12 protein-coding genes are annotated in these 17,768 nt (G+C 42.2%); all 12 read left to right on the top strand.

What is annotated here, in order from left to right; genetic code table 11:
• The first annotated feature begins 24 nt into the window (after window positions 1-24).
• The 12 genes from ACYVHJ_RS14880 (at window position 25) to ACYVHJ_RS14825 (ending at window position 17,724) form a co-directional block, all read left to right on the top strand.
• The gene (locus ACYVHJ_RS14880) at window positions 25-1,602 is read left to right on the top strand and encodes a SusD/RagB family nutrient-binding outer membrane lipoprotein (protein WP_460516043.1); all 1,578 of its coding nucleotides are present in this window, start codon (window positions 25-27) and stop codon (window positions 1,600-1,602) included.
• 110 nt (window positions 1,603-1,712) lie between these two features.
• A complete protein-coding gene (locus ACYVHJ_RS14875) occupies window positions 1,713-3,560 on the top strand; it encodes a CocE/NonD family hydrolase (RefSeq protein WP_460516041.1) in 1,848 nt (615 codons plus the stop codon).
• Window positions 3,561-3,806: 246 nt separating this feature from the next.
• Window positions 3,807-4,358: a RidA family protein gene (locus ACYVHJ_RS14870; RefSeq protein WP_460516039.1), complete on the top strand. Its 552-nt coding sequence runs from the start codon at window positions 3,807-3,809 to the stop codon at window positions 4,356-4,358.
• Window positions 4,359-4,455: 97 nt separating this feature from the next.
• Window positions 4,456-5,547, top strand: a complete 1,092-nt coding sequence (locus ACYVHJ_RS14865; protein ID WP_460516037.1) for a bile acid:sodium symporter family protein — start codon at window positions 4,456-4,458, stop codon at window positions 5,545-5,547.
• A 108-nt stretch (window positions 5,548-5,655) separates the two neighbouring features.
• A complete protein-coding gene (gene ggt / locus ACYVHJ_RS14860) occupies window positions 5,656-7,455 on the top strand; it encodes a gamma-glutamyltransferase (RefSeq protein ID WP_339904223.1) in 1,800 nt (599 codons plus the stop codon).
• Between the two features lie 154 nt (window positions 7,456-7,609).
• Window positions 7,610-8,971 (top strand): hypothetical protein, encoded by a 1,362-nt coding sequence (locus ACYVHJ_RS14855; protein WP_460516035.1) that lies wholly within the window; start codon window positions 7,610-7,612, stop codon window positions 8,969-8,971.
• Between the two features lie 827 nt (window positions 8,972-9,798).
• Window positions 9,799-11,496 carry a sulfatase family protein gene (locus ACYVHJ_RS14850; protein ID WP_460516033.1) on the top strand — a complete coding sequence of 566 codons (1,698 nt, stop codon included), beginning with the start codon at window positions 9,799-9,801 and terminating at the stop codon, window positions 11,494-11,496.
• Between the two features lie 404 nt (window positions 11,497-11,900).
• Window positions 11,901-12,416: a type II RES/Xre toxin-antitoxin system antitoxin gene (gene parS, locus ACYVHJ_RS14845; RefSeq protein WP_339905528.1), complete on the top strand. Its 516-nt coding sequence runs from the start codon at window positions 11,901-11,903 to the stop codon at window positions 12,414-12,416.
• Complete coding sequence (locus ACYVHJ_RS14840) at window positions 12,416-12,874, top strand: RES family NAD+ phosphorylase (protein ID WP_339905529.1); 459 nt, start codon at window positions 12,416-12,418, stop codon at window positions 12,872-12,874. The genes parS and ACYVHJ_RS14840 overlap by 1 nt, the downstream gene beginning before the upstream one ends.
• Before the next feature lie 205 nt (window positions 12,875-13,079).
• The gene (locus tag ACYVHJ_RS14835; RefSeq protein ID WP_460516031.1) at window positions 13,080-13,460 is read left to right on the top strand and encodes a PH domain-containing protein; all 381 of its coding nucleotides are present in this window, start codon (window positions 13,080-13,082) and stop codon (window positions 13,458-13,460) included.
• Window positions 13,461-13,561: 101 nt separating this feature from the next.
• Window positions 13,562-15,013, top strand: coding sequence for a sulfatase (locus ACYVHJ_RS14830; protein WP_460516029.1), 1,452 nt, complete (start codon window positions 13,562-13,564; stop codon window positions 15,011-15,013).
• 611 nt (window positions 15,014-15,624) lie between these two features.
• Entirely contained in the window at window positions 15,625-17,724 is a 2,100-nt protein-coding gene (locus ACYVHJ_RS14825; RefSeq protein ID WP_460516027.1) for an alpha/beta hydrolase-fold protein, read from the top strand.
• The last annotated feature ends 44 nt before the right edge of the window (window positions 17,725-17,768 follow it).

Here is a 17,768-nt window from a genome sequence, read left to right as displayed (position 1 = left end):
TTATTTCTTAAACAATATGATATTATGAAAAAGTATTCAAATATATATTTAATTAGTCTTGCTATAGCTTTAATAGCCATGACTTCCTGTAATGACTTTACAGATAATTTGAGCGACTTGAATAAAAACCCCAATGCTTATCAGGAGGTCATTCCCGAGTTTCTCTTTACCAATTCAATGCTGGTTGGAGTGGCATATAACTTTACCAATGGGGCAGATGGACAGCACTTTATCTTTGCTCAGGCCATGCAGCATTTTGCTACCCATTCTGAGGTAAGAGGCACTGGGGATAAGTATTTCAATGAAAGTGCAGCCAGAAGTCATTGGCCGGTATACAATACGGCCCTTGCAGACAACGAGCGTGTAATCAATGCAGTGAAAGATGATCCAAATTCTATCAATTTGCTTTCTGCAGCAAGGATTTGGAAAGTGTATATGTTTCATTTGGTGACAGACCTTCATGGGGATGTACCCTATTTTGAAGCATTGAAAAGTGCAGAAGGCCTATTGCAACCCGTATATGATACCCAGGAAGTAATTTATGAAGACATGTTGGAAGAACTGGAACAAGCAGCTGCTGCTTTTAATCCTTCCCTGCCCACCTTTGGCCCTTCAGATTTATTTTATGGAGGAGATATAGACAAATGGAAAAAGTTAGCCAATTCCTTAATGCTTCGTTTAAGTATGCGATTAACTGAAGTTCGTCCCAATCTTGCAGAAACCTGGGCCAAGAAAGCCATTGCAGGAGGAGTGATCATTGAGGATGATGAAATTGCTATGGTTACTTATTTGGATGGACAAATAGAACACAGCAGAAATCCTAAAGCTGCCAACCTATTGGTGCAGGATTACCAAAACCCGCAGGCAGGGGTAAGCAATACTCAGGGAGGGAAGTTCGCAGAAACTTTTATAGAACATTTGAAAGCCACAGGTGATCCCAGACTGAATGTGATGTCTGTAGTATGGGTAGATAACCCGGATGGAGATGGTTATGTATACGATACAGCCACAAGCATACAGCGAGGAATGAAAAATGGAGCTTTATTTGGTGAGCCGGATGATTTCCATACCTATTCAGAACCGCATCCCAATACGGTTTTAAGTTATGCCAGTCCGGTATTGACCATGACCAATGCTGAAACCCACCTATTATTGGCTGAGGCAGGTATCAGAGGTTGGTATAACGGAAGTGTGAAAGCAGCCTATGAGGAGGCGGTGAGAGCCGGTATGAGGCATTGGGCACTTTTTGGTGAAGAGGGCATTATTTCATCTGAAAAAATTGAGGATTATATTGATAGAAACCCTTTCAAAGAGGATGGTTCATTTGAAGAAAAACTAGAGCAAATCAGTACGCAAAAATGGGTATCCTTATTTCTTGATAATTATGAAATCTTTTCTAATTGGAGAAGAACCGGCTATCCGGAGTTAATCCCTACCAATTACCCCGGAAATATTACCGGAGGAACCATTCCAAGAAGATTAATTATTCCGGATTCTGAATTGAATTTGAATGAAGATAATTTTATGAATGCCTATAACAGGCAGGGTGTCGGTAATTTACTTACAAGTACAGTTTGGTGGGATCCTAAATTTCCAAGGTGAAATGCTTATATTTAAATAGAATTTTAATTTTCCTGAGCTCGGTTGTTACTTAACCGGGCTCAGGTTTTCACTTTAATTATTATTGATAACCATCGTACTATTTATTACCAATGAAAAGAAAAGCACACTTAGGTGGTGAGAAGCCATTAAATGTTAATCAAGGTTTGGGCAGATCTTTCTGGCTATTGATTTGCCTGATGGTTTTTTCCATGAGTTTGGTTCAAGGAAACCCTGAACCTGACCATATTTTATATGAAGTCAAGATTGAAAGACACCAGCCGGTAGAAATGAGGGATGGTGTCATTCTTTATGCAGACATTTATAGGCCTGCAAAAGAAGGAAAATACCCGGTGATTTTGACAAGAACACCCTATGGAGTGCAACGTATAGGAGTGCACCATGAGCGGATGACTAAATTTGCCCAAAGAGGTTATGTGGCCATTGTGCAGGATGTTCGCGGAAGATACGAAAGCGAAGGCGTATGGGATCCTTTTAGAGATGAGGCAAAAGATGGTTTTGACACCATAGAGTGGGCTGCAAAATTAGATTGTTCCAATGGCAAAGTAGCCACCCAGGGTGGAAGTTATTTGGGACATAACCAATGGGCTGCTGCCAGTCAAGCACCCCCAAGCCTAGAAGCAATTTTCCCATCAGTGGCCTCTACCAATGTATATGCCAACTGGATTACCATGGGTGGAGCCTTCAGATTAAGCTTTAACTATGGTTGGGGTGTAGTTCGAATGCCCAATAAAATCATGCTTCCTCAGGATTGGCACACTGCAGCTTATACACCTGAAGAACTTAAATATGAGAATATTTTATACCACCTTCCATTGAAAGACGGTGACTTGGCAAGTGCAGGAAAAGCAGTTCCACATTACAGGGATTGGGTTGAACATGAGGCCTACGATGACTATTGGAAAGTGGTAAGTGATGAGGAAAGGTTCAATAAAATTACCGTTCCTGCTTACAATACCGGAGGTTGGTTTGATATCTTCGTGATGGGCACCATCAATGGCTATGTAGGTATGAAAAACCATGGTGGAACACCCGAAGCAAGAAAAGGAACGAAAATGCTTATCGGGCCTTGGGGACATGGACCATCTAAATCTAACTCATATGGGGATATGAAATTTTCAGAAGATGCTTATGTGGATCTATTTGAAGAAGAATTAAAGTATTATGATTATTATTTGAAAGGTATTCAAAACGGCCTAGACAAAGAAAAGCCGGTCCAAATTTACTATATGGGCGAAAACAAGTGGAGGCATGAAGACGACTGGCCAATTCCCGGAACTGTATACAAAGAACTTTACCTAGGAGGCGATGCTCCGGCAAATTCCGTAAGAGGAGGGGGAACTTTGAGTTTTGAGAAAGCAGATAAAGCGCTTACTGATACCTATACCTATGATCCACAAGTTCCAGTGCCTACCTATGGAGGCAATAATTGTTGCGGTACACCTACCCCTGCTGGGCCGAAAGACCAAAGGGTACTAGAAAGGAGAAATGATATTTTGGTTTACACTTCTGAATTCTTAACTGAGCCGGTATCCATTGCCGGGCCTGTATCCATGAAGCTCTTTGCTGCTACTGATGGACCTGATACAGATTGGATGATCAAATTGGTAGATGTTTACCCGGATGGAAGTGCCTACCCAATATCTGAAGGAATTTTGAGGGCCAAATTTAGAAATGGCACAGAAAAAGCAGAGCTATTGAAAGCCAACAAGGTTTATGAGTATGAAATAACACTTACAGGCACGGCCAATGTTTTCAAGCCGGGTCACCGAATTAGGGTAGATATTACTTCAAGTAATTTCCCCCAATTTGACAGAAACCCCAACACCGGAAAGCCACTGGGAAGTAGTGATGAAACGAGAGTTGCCCAACAAACAGTCCACCATGGAGGACCTAGGGCAAGTCATATCATCTTACCTATCGTAAAAGGATTTGAATAAATAGGCATACAATCATCAACCACTTATAACCACTAATGCAATAATCCATTCTCTGAAATTTATCGGGGAATGGATTATTTACTTATAATAATTAGACCTGAGGGTTTAAAATCAGCTTGATTTAAGTAAAATTGAACCATTCATCAAAAATAGACAACCAAAATTAACAATATTTACATATATTAAATTTAGGTTCACATGATTGGTGGTCTTATATTACCCATATATTTTAAATTCACTTCTGTTATGACAATTAAAATTCATCAAATCCTTTTGTTGGCGTTTTTCCTATTGGTAGGCCAGGTTCAATCTACTTTTGCACAAAGTTCAGGTAACGATCCCGAAGCCAAATTAAAAGAAATGGGGATCATTCTTAAAACACCCGGCGAGCCTACGGCTAACTTTGTTTTGGCAGTTCAGGTAGGAAATCTTGTATTCCTTTCAGGACATGGTCCTATGCAAGAAAACGGAGAATACATGAAAGGTAAATTGGGATCTGAATTGACCGTTGATGAGGGGGCATTAGCCGCTCGACTAACCGGAATATCACTATTAGCCTCACTCAAACACACCATAGGCTCTCTTGATCGAGTAAAAAGAATTGTAAAGGTTCTAGGTATGGTCAATGCTGCCCCTGATTTTGAACAACATCCACAAGTGATGCATGGCTTTTCCGATTTTATGGTGGAAGTATTTGGCGAAAGTGGTAAGCATGCACGCTCCGCGGTAGGAATGGGATCTTTACCTTTTGGCATTCCGGTGGAGATAGAAATGATCGTAGAGTTGAAAGAAGAATAATCAAGATTTAATAAATTGGCTAACCTTAATAATACCATTTGCTTTGAAAATTCATGGGATTTATAAATTAATAATAGCATGTTCCCTATTGCTTTTCATGGTAGCAGTGGCAATGCTTTTAACGCAAAACACGGAATTTATTGGACCGGTTCTGATGGCGTTTTTTTTGACGGCAGCCATTGGAGTTAGGGCCTTTCAAGCTACAAAGGGCCTTTCCTTTACTTTAATAATACTGACCGTTGTTGCTACAGCCTTAAATTTCCCGGATTATTTTCTTGAATTCAAAGGTTATGAACTGGCAGGTTTAATCACGCCATTGATCCAAGTGATCATGTTTGGTATGGGGACTTCCATGGGAATCAAGGATTTTATTGCCTTAGGGAAGTCTCCTAAATCGGTGATTGTGGGAGTATTTGCTCAATTTTTATTGATGCCGCTGATTGCTTTTGCCCTGGCTTCGGCAAGTGGCTTTTCTCCGGAAATTTCTGCCGGCCTTATATTATTGGGATGTGCACCTGTATCTGTGGCTTCACCCGTTTTTGCTTATTTGGCCAAGGCAAACGTAGCCCTTTGCATCACCATAGTTTCGGTAACCACTCTTTTAGCTCCCTTGTTTATCCCTGTTTTAATGAAATTTTATGCAGGAGGATTTATTCCTATTGATGTGTTGGGAATGATGTGGAGTATCGTCAAAATGGTACTTTTCCCAATCGGTGCAGGCTTGATTTTCAATAAGTTTCTTCATGGAAAAGCCAAATGGCTGGATGCATCCATGCCATTTGTTTCAATGGGAGGGATTGCATTAATTGTGGCCATTATTATGGCTGCGGGAAGAGAAAGCTTATTGAATATGGGTTTGATGTTGGTTTTGATGGTCTTGTTACTTAATCTATTGGGATACTTGTCGGCCTATTGGATGGCTCGACTATTCAAGCTGGAGGAACAGGATTGTAGAACGATATCCATAACCACCGGTATGCAGAATGCCGGTTTAGTATCCGGAATAGCCAAAGAAATGGGGAAGATCGCAACGGTTGGATTGGCTTCTGCGGTATGTGGTCCATTAATGGGTTTTACCTCTTCTGTAATGGCCTCCTATTGGAATGGAAAACCACCCTTGAAACCTATTAAAGAAGAGTTGATTGAGGATTTAGAACAGCAGCCCAAAATAGATGAAAACCTCCAATAAATCTAACCATAATCAAGACCAAGGTCGCTATAAGCAGACCAATGGAGGAAGATTATTTTTGTTAAGTATTGGAAAAACAAAGACGTTAAAAATTAAAATGAAAAAAGTATGAAAACCAACTACAAAAAACACTTGGCTTTTAAAGGAATGCTGTCGGGAGTGATTTTGCTGATGAGCATCTTTAGCTTTAATACCTTTGCACAAGTGGCTAAAGAAAATCTTCGGCCGGCAGCTATAGGTAAAAAGGGAATGGTCGCGACAGCCAACCCTTTGGCGAGTCTTGCCGGGCAACAGGTTTTGGCCAAAGGGGGAAATGCAATTGATGCCATAGTAGCAGCTGCAGCTTCCCTAAATGCTGTAGAACCCTATATGTCCGGAACTGCAGGTGTGGGTTATATGCTTTTTTATTCCGCAGAAGAAGACCGGGTAAGGTCCCTGGTTTTTGGAGGTTGGGTGCCCAAGTCATTTAAAGCTATGTCTTTGAAAGATGAGGCAAAGGCTGCTGATGGCGCAGGTCATGGAGCCATTGAGACGGTAGGCCCTAGGATTGTTGCCATTCCGGGTAATTTGGCCGGATGGAACAGAGCATTGGAAGATTACGGGACCATGTCTCTCAAAGAGGTCTTTGAACCGACCATAGCCTATTTGGAAGATGGCGTTCCGATTACTGAGTTTGATCAGGCCATGTGGAGAGGGACTGTGGAGAGGGTAAGACCTCACAAAGAGTCCAGAGCCATTCTATTCAAAGATGGAGAAAATCCTTACGAAATAGGAGATATTTTCACCAATAAACCTTTGGCAAAAACCATGAGGAGAATAGCGGACGAAGGTATTGAAGTATTTTATCAAGGAGATATTGCAGAGCAAATTGCGGCGGCATTCAAAAAAGATGGTGGCTTTATCACAGTGGAGGACTTGGCAATGGTACCGGGTCGTGTGCAATGGACAGATCCCATTTCAATTGACTATAGAGGATATAAAGTGTACAATAACCCTCCTCCGGGAATGGGTATTCAGCAATTACAAACCCTTAAAATAATGGAGGGTTTTGACTTACAAGCCATGGGGCACAATAGTACAGAATACCTTGCCCATTTGATGGAAGCCATTTATTTGAGTAGGATTGATACAGATAAGTATGTTGGAGATCCGGATTATGTTGATGTGCCGGTAGACAGATTGCTTTCTGACAGTTACCTTGACGAACAGCGTAAGAAAGTGGTTGAAAGGGTGAAAAATCGTAAAATAGCCGACAGGAGTGATTTTACTGAGTCCGAGCTCGAGTTGTTGGGCAGTTTAAAAGACAAAATGGATCCCAAATACCAGTATGCAACCACCAGCCTTTCTGCCATGGATCAATGGGGTAACGCAGTGGTAATTATCCAAACCCATGGTGGAGGATTTGGTTCTGGATATGTGGCCGGAAAAACAGGGTTGATTTTCAATAGCGCCATTGACTGGATGGAAAAAACACCGGGATTAGCGAATAGTGTAGAGCCTTGGAAAGCTGTAGGTTGGTGTGTTGGAGGAATGATGCAGTTCCACAAAGATGGTAAACCTGAATTGGTCGTGGGTTCTCCCGGCAGCTTTGGTATTTTACAGTCGGTACCCCAAGTAGCCATGAATTATATCGATTTTGGGATGAATATTCAGGATGCCATAAGTGCTCCTAGGTTTCGTTGGAAAGACGAACTGGGATCCGTGCCTGCCAAAGAAATCATCATTGAAACCCGTGTAGACAATCAGGTGCTTAAAAGTTTAAGACAAATGGGCTATCTTTTGGATACAAGTTTGGGCGATTGGTCCATGACAGTAGGAGGAGCTCAGGGTGTTTCTATCGATAGAAAATCCGGCTGGATAATGGGAGGAGCAGATCCTAGAAGAAACGGATATGCCGTGGGCTGGTAGCCGATAATTACCGGAAAAGTCTTTTTAGTAATTAGAAATGATTAAAATGACAATCTGGATATTTTAATGGAGCGATTTGACATGATTGATTACAAAAAGCAATTGATCGGACCCTCAAAAGAATCATAATACTTAAACCGCTATCAATACATAAATGAATAAGGAAATAGAAAATCCAAGAAGAAATTTCATAAAGAAATCAGCTTTGGCAGCCACGGCCATCAATTTATCCGGCATGTTCTGGGAGAAAGAGGCTAAAGCCATGGCCAAAGTCATTGAGCTAAGCAGTGACAAGCCTGCTTCTGAGCAAAAAACAGTCGCATTGATTGCCAATATCTATCGGAACAGTGCCCATGCTGATGTAATTGCCACCAAGCTTTTTGCAGGTATTCCAACTGATGATGGCATGGTAGCCCCACAGGTGAAAATTATATCGATATGGATCGACCAGATCGGAGACAATGATACCGGAGTGCGAATTGCCGGAATGAATGGTGCCAAAATGTACGATACCATCGCCGGAGCACTCACATTGGGAGGTGATAAGCTTGCTGTGGATGCGGTGATTTATGTAGGGGAACATGGGGATTATGATAATAGTCGCTATGGCATAAAAATGTACCCGAGAATGAATTATCTGGAGCAAATTTTCAGGGTTTTTGATGCTTCTAACAAATCGGTTCCATTATTTAATGACAAGCACCTTTCTTACAGTTGGTTGGACAGTAAGTGGGTGTATGACAGGGCAAAGGAACTGAATGTGCCTATGATGGCCGGGTCATCCTTGCCCTTTTGTTGGAGGGACCAGCCATTGGAGCATCCTTTAGGGGTTAAGATTACCGAAGCAGTCGCTATAGGTTATGCTTCTCTGGATGCCTATGGGTTCCATGTAGCAGAGATTTTGCAATGCATGGTGGAAAGAAGAGAGGGAGGAGAAACGGGAGTAAGGAGCGTACTTGGTCTTGGAGGAGATGATGTTTGGAAAGCCATGGATGATGGAGAGATCAACCTGGATTTGGTAAATGCAGCATGTAATAAAATACAAGGAAGAAAAGAAGGGAACATGCGGGATTTGGTAAAAGATCCAAATGCCATTATTGTAGAATATACAGATGGTACCAAAGGCGCGATTGTGATGCTCACGGGATATGTCAACCAGAGTTGGGCTTATGCAGCCAACACTGCTCAGGGCCAGGTGGCTACCGAATTTGTGCTGGACCATAGCATGAGCTATTCTCATTTCAGTTACCTGACATTAAATATTCAGAAGTTCATTGTCACCGGAAATCCTACAGCTCCGGTGGAGCGGACATTACTTACCAGTGGTATTTCAGACATGGGTATCCGGTCTCTGGTAGATGGTAAAAAAATTGAAACACCTTTCTTAAATATTAAATATTCAGCAGCAGGTTTTGAGCCAATCAGGCCGACCGCTCCAAGACCTGAAGGACAGAGTATAGGCCCATGGCCCCCTAAAGGTTATGAATTTATTATACCTGAAAGATTTAAAAAATAGTAATTGGGAGCAGTCTAAAGGCTTTTCCAAAAGAGTGCTGGCGTCATCTACGAGGGATTCTATTCCCCGGTAGATGACGCTTTTTAATTTTATTTGTTCAGAAATTGAAAGGTAGAATTAATCTGAACACTTGCTGATCCGGATAAATTATAATAAGGCGTGTAAATGCGGGATAAGTAGGATTACGAATTTTATGCTGATTAGATGTTTATGAAATGGGCAAACAAAATGCAAAATCAGGTTCGGAATCGTTAATCTTGCAATTACGAACTCCCCCTTTCTCTTAAAGGGGGACCAAGGGGGATTTCTTTCGTAAACTGTAAATCTATAGCAGGATTTAAATATTAATCTGTAAACTTTTTTTAGGACGAGGCACATTGTAAAACATCAACTAGAGATAGGAGGACTTTCCCGTAATAATCCCCCTGCGCCCCCTTTCTAAGGGGGATTTTGTGCTTTCAGGACTGACAAGTTCGTAGCTGATTTTGAATTTTCTCAGCCAGTTTCAATGTCACAAAATCAGCATTAATTTCCCAATTCAGCAAATCCCCCTTGACAAGGGGGTAATGGGATTTTTCCATAATCGTATTTGAATACCGCTTCGAAATAGCAGGTTATTCCTATTAAACCCAAATTCTAACCCATCGGCATAAAGTAAGGCTTTTAAACCCTCTTGGGTTTTCGGACATTTCTATTTTATCGGCCTTACGGAAATCAATAAAATGGACTACCCAAAATGACATAATCCGCCTATATTTGGAAAAACATTTTTAATTATTAAGCCAAAGCCCTAATTTTCCCAATCATAACAATAAATTATATACTTAATGGGAAAATATACGCCAATAATAGCCGGCTTTCTTGCGGTTCTTGGCCTTTCGGCCTGTGAACAAACAGCTGAAAAGGAAGAGACTGCCGAACGACCTAATATCATATTTATCATGTCTGATGATCATGCCTATCAGGCCATATCTGCCTATGACAATAAGCTGATTGAGACGCCAAATATCGATAGGATTGCCGAAATGGGTATGCTTTTCACCAACGCCTCAGTGACCAATTCCATTTGTGCTCCTTCCAGGGCCACCATATTGACAGGAAAGCACAGCCATATCAATGGTAAGGTAGACAACCACTTTCCTTTTGATACCACCAATGTAACATTCCCTCAAATTTTTCAGGAGGAAGGCTACCAGACCGCCATGTTTGGTAAATTACATTTTGGCAATAACCCTAAGGGCTTTGATCAATTCAAAATCTTGCCCGGCCAAGGAAAGTATTACAACCCGGTCTTTATCACCAAGGATGAAGGTAAAATTGAAGTGGAGGGTTATGTTACAGATATCATTACTGACATGACGCTAAATTGGTTGGAAAAAGAGCGTACCAAAGAAGACCCTTTCCTACTATTTTACTTGCACAAAGCACCTCATAGGGAGTGGCTCCCGGCAGGAAGGCATGTAGCGGAGTTTACCCAAAAGTCCTTCCCTGAGCCTACCACCTTGTTTGATGATTATTCAGGAAGAGGTCGAGCGGCGCACGAAGCTGAGATGAATTTGCTTACCGATATGCACTGGGCGGGAGATTCTAAAATTCCGCCGGCAGTGATGGATGAATTGGGCATAGCTCCTAATTCCAGCTGGGACAAGGCGGCCTTTGATGGAGAAGTAGGACGCATGAATCCGGAGCAGCGCGCTGTTTGGGATGCTTCTTACAATCCCATGATCGAAGATTTTAAGAAAGCCTATCCAAATATGACAGATGAGGATAAGATGAAGTGGAGGTATCAGCGTTATATGCAAGATTATTTGGGTACCATCAAAGCAGTAGATGAAAACGTGGGACGGGTGCTGGACTATTTGGAAGCCAACGAGATGATGGATAACACCATTATTGTTTATACTTCTGACCAGGGTTTCTACTTGGGTGAGCACGGCTGGTTTGACAAGCGCTTTATTTATGATGAGTCTTTCAAAACACCTCTATTGGTGGCTTGGCCCGGGAAAGTAGCTCCCGGAACTCAATCCAATGAGATGGTTCAAAACCTTGATTTTGCCCAAACTTTCTTGGCTGCAGCAGGGATAGAAGCTCCCAAAGATATGCAGGGTGAAAGCCTTTTGCCACTATTGACAGGAGAAGGAGAATGGACACGTGATGCCGTATATTACCACTATTATGAATATCCCTCTGTACATATGGTAAAGCGCCATTACGGTATTGTGACCAAAGAATACAAACTTGTACATTACTATTTTGATGCAGATGAATGGGAGCTGATCGACAGAATCAATGATCCAATGGAACTGAAAAATGTCTATGATGATCCTGCCTATGCCGACATCCAAGCCGAACTGCATGAAAAACTGGATGGCCTAAGAGAAAAATATGGGGACAATTCAGAAATCTCCCAAAAATACCTGAATGAGTATTTGGATTTCCTTCAGGAAAGAGAATCCTACGCAGGAGGAAAAAATACCGAGTTATTGGACAAAATATTTGAAGGTAGAGAGCTTTCAGATAAATAAAACCCACGACCCAACCGGTTTTAAGTTTTAATGCGTATATCCCTCCGTTACCGCGGAGGGATATTTTTTCGTAAACCGTAAACCCAGGATCAATTAAAAGCGCAATTGATGTAGTTGAAATGGTCTAAGGAAATTCAAAATCAGCGACGAAATCGTCAATCTGAAAAGCACAAAATCCCCCTTTCTTTGTAAAGGGGGCAAGGGGATTTCTGACGCAAACATTCTAATATATCAGCTTGAGATAGTATAAATTCTCGTAAAAGAAACCGAAGGCCATCAGGCAGTCTTACAAAGTTAAGTGCTAATGCAGGTGACTATTTACAGCCGGGCCCCATAGAAAAATACGCCGTCAAGTTTTGAAGTTTTAGACAATTGTCTTATATTGAAGTACAAATGTCTGTGCTATGATTGCTCAAGAACAAAAAAAACATGCTGCCGTTTTAAAGGCTATAAATAAGGCGATTAAGGTTTATGTTAAGGAAATAGGGGATTCTTCTACATTCGAAATTCAATCCAAAGACTTTACCTATACTGACTTTTTTGAAAATAAAATGCTTATTATCAAAGCTATTAGGGAAGGGTTTCCATACAATTTATTCCGTGTAATCAAAGAAGTAACCCCTTTCTCAGAAGATGACTGGGCGGAATACTTAAACTTGTCAAAGAAAACTTTACAAAGGCATCAAAATGAAGCCAATTATGTATTTAAACCAATACATACAGAAAAAATAATAGAGTTGGCCGAAGTGACAAATTTTGGTAATGAAGTGTTTGATTCCACTGAACAATTTTACCTATGGCTTAACACGCCGTCATATGCCTTAGGTAGTTTAAAACCTGCCGAATTATTGAAAGATTCTTATGGCAAAGAATTGGTAATGGCTGAATTGAATAGAATAGATCAAGGGATTTTTGCTTAATGATCGTTTATAGATTATCAAAGAAGAAATACTCAAATTCGTTAAGCGGAAAAGGAGCAGCTAAATCTGGAAACAGATGGAATTCAAAGGGTACAGAAATAATCTATTCAGCGGAAAGTAGGGCCTTGGCAATGGCTGAAGTGGCTGTACATTTGACTTTAGCGACTTTACCCAGTGATTATGTAATGGTTGAGATTGATATTCCTGATGATATCCAAATTAAAGTATTGGAACAAAAAGATATTCCTGAATACTGGAACAATCATCCACCAAATGCCAGTACCCAGAAAATTGGAGATGAATTTATAGAAGCATTAGATTTTTGTGTTTTGAAGGTGCCTTCAGCGGTTGTATCGGGAGATTTTAATTTTTTAATAAACCCCTATCACAAGCATTTTAAGAAAATAACAATAGCTGCTGTTAGCGATTTTTTGTTTGATAGAAGGATATTGAAATAAAACTGCCATATAACTAAGCTGTCTGAAGCGATAAAAGGCCATGGTTTATGATAATACCTGTAAAAAGTACTTCTTTCCGCCAACCCTGTAACTTAATTCAGAACCGTTCAGAGATAATCCTTTCGATAAAACCTTATTCTGCACAATATTTACTAAATTTAATTCACTAATAACAAGCAAACCAAATACTCAATTAACCAATTGTATGGGATTATTCAATTCATTATTAGGCAATGCCGGAACAGTCAATAAAGAAACGCTGCAAAAGGACTTTGGAAAAATTTTAATCCCTGATGAGCAAATCGAAACAGGCTTTAAATTGATCAGGGATACTTTTATTTTTACCAGTAAGCGACTGATATTGGTGGACAAACAAGGGCTTACCGGAAGGAAATCTGAATACCTTTCCTTGCCCTATAAGAGCATTTCCAGGTTCAGTATAGAGACCGCAGGGACTTTTGACCTGGATGCGGAATTAAAGATTTGGATCTCAAGTGACCATCAACCCGCCGTAAGTAAGAAATTCAATAAATCTGTGGATGTTTATGAGGTTCAAAAATTGCTGGCAAGCTTTGTATTGGGTTAATGCTTTTTATTGATTCAGACAGATTTCCTTTGCTTTAATTTACAAGCGAAAGCCTACCCTCAAAAACGAAATCAATCACTGCCCAAATAACCATTTACCCGATGATTAAATTATTGAATACTATTATCCTGCTGATTTTTGTTTTCAGCGCCTTTATTGCGACTGCTCAGGACCGACCCAATATTGTGTTGATTATGGCCGATGACCTGGGGGGTAGAGACCTGCCTGCTTATGGCAATCGATTCAATGAAACACCTAATATCGATAAATTGGCCAGCCAGGGAATGTTGTTTCACAATGCTTATGCAGCACCTGTTTGTTCGCCTACCCGGGCCAGTATACAGGCAGGTCAGTATCCTGCGAGGGTAGGTATTTTCGATTTTATACCGGGGCACTGGCGACCCAATGAGGAAGTAACCGTTCCCCATCATCCGGTGCAACACCTTCCTGATAAAATCTCAACCATCGGCAATGCCATGCAAGCTGCAGGTTACAATACCGGTTATTTTGGAAAATGGCATCTGGGAAACAATCCCGAGCACTTGCCCAATAGCCGAGGCTATGATGAAGCCTATATGTATGCGGGTGGTGGTTTTTATCATCCAAAGTTTGTACCCGAATACCAAACCAAAGAAAATGAGCGATTGAGCCAAACGCTCACACGCATGGGCGTTGACTTTATTGAGGAGAATAAAAAGGAGCCTTTCTTTCTTTTTATTTCGCATTATGATGTGCATGTACAGTTGGATGCAGATAGGGACCTGATCGATAAATACCTCAACAAGCCCAAAGATCCGGACTACCCAAGCAATGCGGTGTATGCAGCCATGATTACCCATATTGACGAAAGTGTGGGGGCCATAATGGAGGCAGTTGAGGAAAAAGGCTTGATGGACAATACCGTATTTATCTTCTATTCTGACAATGGAGGAGTGGACAACCGTTTTGACAATATTCCATTGTTGGGAGGAGAGAGCAAAGAGGTCTATCCCGAAGAGCATCCCTTGCGTTATATTGCCACTTCCAATGCGCCCTTTAGAGCGGGAAAAGGAACGCTTTATGAAGGAGGAATTCGCGTACCTTTAATTGTGCGCTGGCCGGAAAAGGTAAAGGCAGGGAGTAATTCCGAAGCCATCGTCTCCAGCGTGGATTTTTATCCTACCTTTTTGGAATTGGGCCAAGGCAAGGAGCCGCAAGGTCAAGTCTTGGATGGGGTTTCAATGGTTTCGCCTTTAACAGCAAATAAATTTGATCCGGAGAGGGAAGTGTTTACCCATTACCCTGTTTACCACCATGAGGTGCCCATGTCTGCACTGAGAAAGGGAGATTGGAAAATAATAGAAAATCTGGTTACCGGCGAATTTGACTTGTACAACCTGAAGTACGATATCATAGAAATGACAGATCTGAAATTCAGTTATCCTGATAAGTTGGCCGAAATGAAGAAGGCCTTAAAGAAATGGCAAGTCGCCACCAATGCCCAAAACCCCGTACCCAATCCGGATTTCGATCCGGAAAAAAGATACGAATGGGGCACCAATCCTTTCAGGTAGGAGGAAGTAGTATAGTAAATAATTAACCAATAAGAGGGCAGCTAGACTCAAAGCATTAAAGGATGATGTGGAATATTGGACAGTTCATTTTTGAATAATTTTCGCAATTTAAGTTCAAAGAACAATGCCACCCTTTCCTTGGAAATTAAATTTTGCACTTAACGCAGTGACCAAGGGTAAATAACATTGAATCTAGACAAAGCCCTGGAGGGGCGAAATACCAAAGCCAGGGGTGTAAGCCCCTGGTAAATCAATAGGAATGCCACGATTTTGGCGGTATTGTTGCCTTTTTTTCCGCAACAATGCTGACAAAATCACAACGATACTGCTATATTAGGTAGTGGGATTAATGTCTATCGATTTTGGTTTGGATTATTGTAATGATTCATTATAGAGAGAGTAACGTTCACGATTTTATCAAGATTATAAAGCCCAATTTACAGAACCCGAAGAAGCCTGAAGGGCTTCAATAATAATAACCGTGTGGTGTCAACCCACGGAAATCGAAATTAAACATCAATCGATTTTGTCGGTATTGTTGCCTTTTTTTCGCAACAATACTGACAAAATCAACCTAACATACAGGTTCAAACAAAAATCAAAACGCCACTATGCCCTTCACCCAGCCACTCAGCCACCTACTCTCCTGCAAAGGATTCACTCAACTCCTAATCTTGCTAAGCTTCCTGGCTTGCGAAACCCCAAAAACCGAACCTTTCCAAGACATTGCTTTCTACAGTGATGCTTTTGCCACGGAGCGAAATTACAGGATTTACCTGCCGGGAGATTATGCCGAGCAACCGGAGAAGCAATACCCGGTGGTGTATTATTTTCATGGCTATGGAGGCAGGTACAAATGGGATGCTTATGACTTGGAAGACGATGTGCATTATCCGGAAAACGGTAGGTTAGAACCTCCCTTTGTGATGGAATGGGAAAAATATGCCAGGGAAAAAGGCCTGATCATCGTCACCTGGGATGGCTATGAACCCAACCTTTCTCCCGGCAAAAAAGAACGGGAAGGCATACCCTATGGCAATGCCCTGCCTTATGATTATGTACGTGCCCATGAAACCGAACGGGAACATTGGGGATGGGATTTTAGTGCCCATTTCCGGGAGCTGGTACAGCATGTAGACCAAAATTTCCGAAGCATACCCGACCGCAGCAAAAGAGGCATTACAGGCTTAAGTATGGGCGGCTTGACGGCCTACTATGTGGCTGGGCAAAACAAGGATCTGGTGGCCTCCGTCAGTGCTTTCGACCCTGCCAATAACCATCCTTACTATGGTCCCAAGGGCAAACAGGTGGTTTTTCCCATCCTGGAAATGCACCGCTCACTCAAAGGTTTGGCCGTGCGTCTGACCAAGACCGATGGGGACTGGCTCAAGTACAACAATTGGCACATGACCCAGCTTTTTGGAAGTGCTGACCTTAGCCATTTTGAAACCCATACCGCAGACTATCCCAACCACTGGGCGGCAGATACCGAGCAACAACTGGATTTTCACCGCAATGAATTTGCCAAGTCTCCTGCTATCCCTGCCAAATGGAGCCATGTAAACCCCGGTTTTGATCGTTTCGACCAGTATGGCAATACCTTTGAGATCAAGCGGGAAAGTCCGGCCCTAAGCCTAATAACCCATGCCAATGCCAATAAAATAAAGCTGCTGTCCCGTACCTTTATTCCTGATGGACCCATTGTCCAGGAAGAAAGCATTGCTGTAAGTACGGCAGGAGGCTATGCACCCGGGGAAAATTACCTTCTCCGACAGTTTAACCTTTCCACCCGCGCTTTTGAAGCCGACAGCCTGATAAAGGCAGACCAAGAAGGTAAGCTGGCCTTTCCCTTGTCCGGAGGAGGCCATTGGCTGGGGATCAACAGGGAAGCTGAGCCAGAAGCCCAACTAGGAATGGTGTTCCCCAACAACCAGGAGCATTTTTACTTTGAAGAGGGGAAAGCAGAAAGCCTGCCTTTCTCCCTGGTCAATATAGGCAATGCCCTCGCAAAAGAAATCGAGATCATCCCGATCAGCCGGCATTCGGATTTACAAATAAGCCCGGATAAAATCACCATCTCAGCCCTGGCAGGCAAGGAAGCGATCGATAGCAAGCAGGCCTTTCAGTTTACCTTTGGGCGCTATTCCGATTCCAGCTTTGTGGCCGGGGTGGACTTTGTGATCAGGGCTGACCAGCAAGTGGCCGATACCCTTAGGATCATGGCTTTTGCTGCCCCCAAAGCCATCTACAGCCCCAAAAAAGACCTGATCCTTCTGGATGGAAGGACGGTGCCCGAGGTGCCGATGTACCAGCAGGGAATGGATAGCATTGTTTTCAAAGCTTTGACGGGCGGAGAAGGCAATGGCAATGGCATCTGGGAAGCAGGAGAGGAGGTACTGCTCTACCTTCGCCTGCCACAGGGCCTGGCCCCCAAAGACACCAATACCTTTCACCCCACTTACCTGCTCAACCATCCTGCACAGCCTTATACAAGCGTAAACAACATGCACTACCTGGAGCGACAAAATCAGGCCAGCGCTACTACTGAGCTTACACCAATGACCCTCTCAAAAGACAGGCTCCAAAACCAAACACTGGACCTTTGGCTAAGGGCAGAAAGCCTTTACAATAACAAAAATGACAGCACCTCCAATGCCACCATCTATGCCAATCAATTTCATTTTAGGAGGGTGAAGCTGGGGATTTACTAAGCTTGCCCCAAATGTTTTTTTTGAAGAGATGGAGATGTCTTTTT

The organism is Cyclobacterium sediminis (genome assembly GCF_054781075.1).
Note: the sequence above shows the minus strand (reverse complement) of the source record. Positions and strands in the feature narration are given on the sequence as shown.